A 2,103-nucleotide genomic window follows, 5' to 3' on the forward strand; every position below is an offset into this window, starting at 1 on the left:
CGCCACGTTCGAAAACGGCGTCCTCGTCGAACGTTCGGAGGCCGCCGCTGCCTGATCACGCGTCACCCGAACCACAACTCTTGACAATTACTCTGCGGCGGACGAGGGGAGTCGTGCCTTTGGCGCCCCAGGTACGGCCTGTCACCTGGTCCGAGCGGACCCCGGCCTGGTCACCGAAGAGAACCTCGGCATTCTCCGCCTTCGCCTTGGCCCGGATCGCCGGCCAGGTCTCCTCGTGCCAGAGGCGGACCGCGTCCGCGTCCTGCTCGACCGCTCGCTTGTCCGGACGTTGGAAGGTCAACCCCCAACGCTTGAGGTACTTGCCCACTCCGGGCTCGGTGAAGCGGACCCGGGACAGCTTGAAGATCAGCTCGCCTATCTGCCCCCGTGTCCACAGCTGACCCGAAAGCCCCAGGTCGGAGGGGATGTGATCGAGGACAGCCTGCCGAACGGCGGTCTGCTCGGTCTCCGACAGGACCTGATGCTCACCCACGCGGCGGCCTCGCGGGAGGGACAGCAGTGCGTCCCGGCCGCCGGCCTGCCACCTCACCCACCAGTTGTCCACGGCCTTGACCGACACCTTGAACAGGGCGGCAACCTCTACCCGGCCCCGGCCCTCCACCAGCGCGGACACCGCCAGCAACCGCACGGCCTCCTGCGCGTCCGGCGACCAGGCCCGCGCATCCCCCACCAGGGCGCTGTCACGTTGTTGGGTGTGTGGGTGGTCTGATGGTGCGTCGGGGCGTGGTGGGCCCGCCGTCCGGGCGGTGTTCAGGCTGTGGTGGGCCGGCTGGCAGCGCCGGTGATCTGGTCCCAGATGGCGAAGCGGATGGTCATTTCGGCGCGGTGTTGGGTGGCGGTCATCAGGTGGCGGTGGGGTCGGAAGTGGGGTGAGATGCCGCTGAAGGCGGACAGGAAGCGCTGGGCCGCGCCGACGCTGCGGAAGCCTTTCATCGCGCGTTCACGCTGGGGGGTGGGCTGGTGGCTGTTTTCTGCCCGGTTGTTCAGGTACTTCGACTGCCGGTGCTCGACCGAGGGCATGACCTCGCGTTGGGCGGCGCCGTAGGTGCGGAGCCTGTCCGTGACGACCACCCGGGGCACCGTACGGGCCTTCTTCATCAGGCGGCGGAAGAACCGCCTGGCCGCGGCAGTATTCCGGCGGTCCTGCACGAGGATGTCCAGGACGTTGCCGTCCTGGTCGACGGCCCGTCACAGGTACTTCAACTCGCCGTTGATCTTGATGAAGACCTCGTGCAAGTGCCATTTGTCGCCGGGCTGGGGCGGGCGGCGGCGCAGTCCATTCGCGTAGGTCTGGCCGAACTTGGCGCACCAGCGGCGCACGGTCTCGTAGGAGACGAGGACACCGCGCTCCAGCATCAGCTCCTCGACCTCGCGGAAGCTGAGCGGGAACCGGAAGTACAGCCACACACAGCGGGAAATCACCTCGCCCGGGTACCGGTGCCCCTTGTACGACGGCGACGCACTCACCACGGACGACCCCTCCCAGCACGATCAACCACAAGATCATCCCACCCAGTCAGTCAACGTGACAGTGCCCTACCAGCAGTTCAACCGCGACCACGCCCGGCTCCGAGCCCCCGGCGAACGCGCCTTCGCCCTGCTCAAGTCCTGGCGCATCATGCGCAGAGCACGCTCCTCCACCCGCCGCATCAGCCGCACCATCCAAGCCATCCACACACTCAGGGAGTGTCTAATAAACGGCCCTGTCGCGCTTTCGGTGGTGACGGGGCGTCCTGCTATCCGAGGAGGATGCGGTGCCGAAGCACCCCGCCGCCATCGTGACCGGCGAGCCGCCGAAGGTCGAGATGGAGTTGGAGTCCAGGCAGTTCATGATCTCGGCACGGGCGACGACACCGCCGATGGACATGCCGTTGCCGATGCCCTTGGCGAAGGTCAGCATGTCCGGCGGGCCCGCGGCGTCGTGCGCCTGCCAGCCCCAGAAGTGCTCGCCGGTGCGGCCCCAGCCGGTCTGCACCTCGTCGGCGATCCAGAGGATGCCGTGCTCGTCGAGGACCTCGCGGAAGGCCGCGTACAAACCGTCGGGCGGGATCGTGAAGCCGCCGACGCCCTGCACGGGTTCGG

At 67.9% G+C, this 2,103-nt stretch carries 3 protein-coding genes and 2 pseudogenes; 1 reads left to right on the forward strand and 4 read right to left on the reverse strand.

Annotation, left to right across the window (positions count from 1 at the left end):
• Positions 1 to 55 precede the first annotated feature (55 nt).
• The 3 genes and pseudogenes from ACWEGE_RS46910 to ACWEGE_RS46920 form a co-directional block, all read right to left on the reverse strand.
• Positions 56 to 649: an IS630 family transposase gene (locus tag ACWEGE_RS46910; protein ID WP_449667004.1), complete on the reverse strand. Its 594-nt coding sequence runs from the start codon at positions 647 to 649 to the stop codon at positions 56 to 58.
• Positions 650 to 771: 122 nt separating this feature from the next.
• Positions 772 to 1,197: pseudogene (locus ACWEGE_RS46915) on the reverse strand (IS6 family transposase); the annotation flags it as partial.
• Between the two features lie 12 nt (positions 1,198 to 1,209).
• Positions 1,210 to 1,491 (reverse strand): IS6 family transposase, encoded by a 282-nt coding sequence (locus tag ACWEGE_RS46920; RefSeq protein WP_449667005.1) that lies wholly within the window; start codon positions 1,489 to 1,491, stop codon positions 1,210 to 1,212.
• A gap of 67 nt (positions 1,492 to 1,558) precedes the next feature.
• On the opposite strand from ACWEGE_RS46920, the pseudogene ACWEGE_RS46925 reads away from it, so the two are divergent.
• Positions 1,559 to 1,723: pseudogene (locus ACWEGE_RS46925) on the forward strand (transposase family protein); the annotation flags it as partial.
• Here the strand turns inward: ACWEGE_RS46925 and ACWEGE_RS46930 are convergent.
• Positions 1,712 to 2,103 (reverse strand): aminotransferase class III-fold pyridoxal phosphate-dependent enzyme (locus tag ACWEGE_RS46930; RefSeq protein WP_449667006.1); only part of this gene is annotated, 392 nt, incomplete at its 5' end. The pseudogene ACWEGE_RS46925 and the gene ACWEGE_RS46930 overlap by 12 nt on opposite strands.

Source organism: Amycolatopsis sp. NPDC004747 (assembly GCF_053601335.1).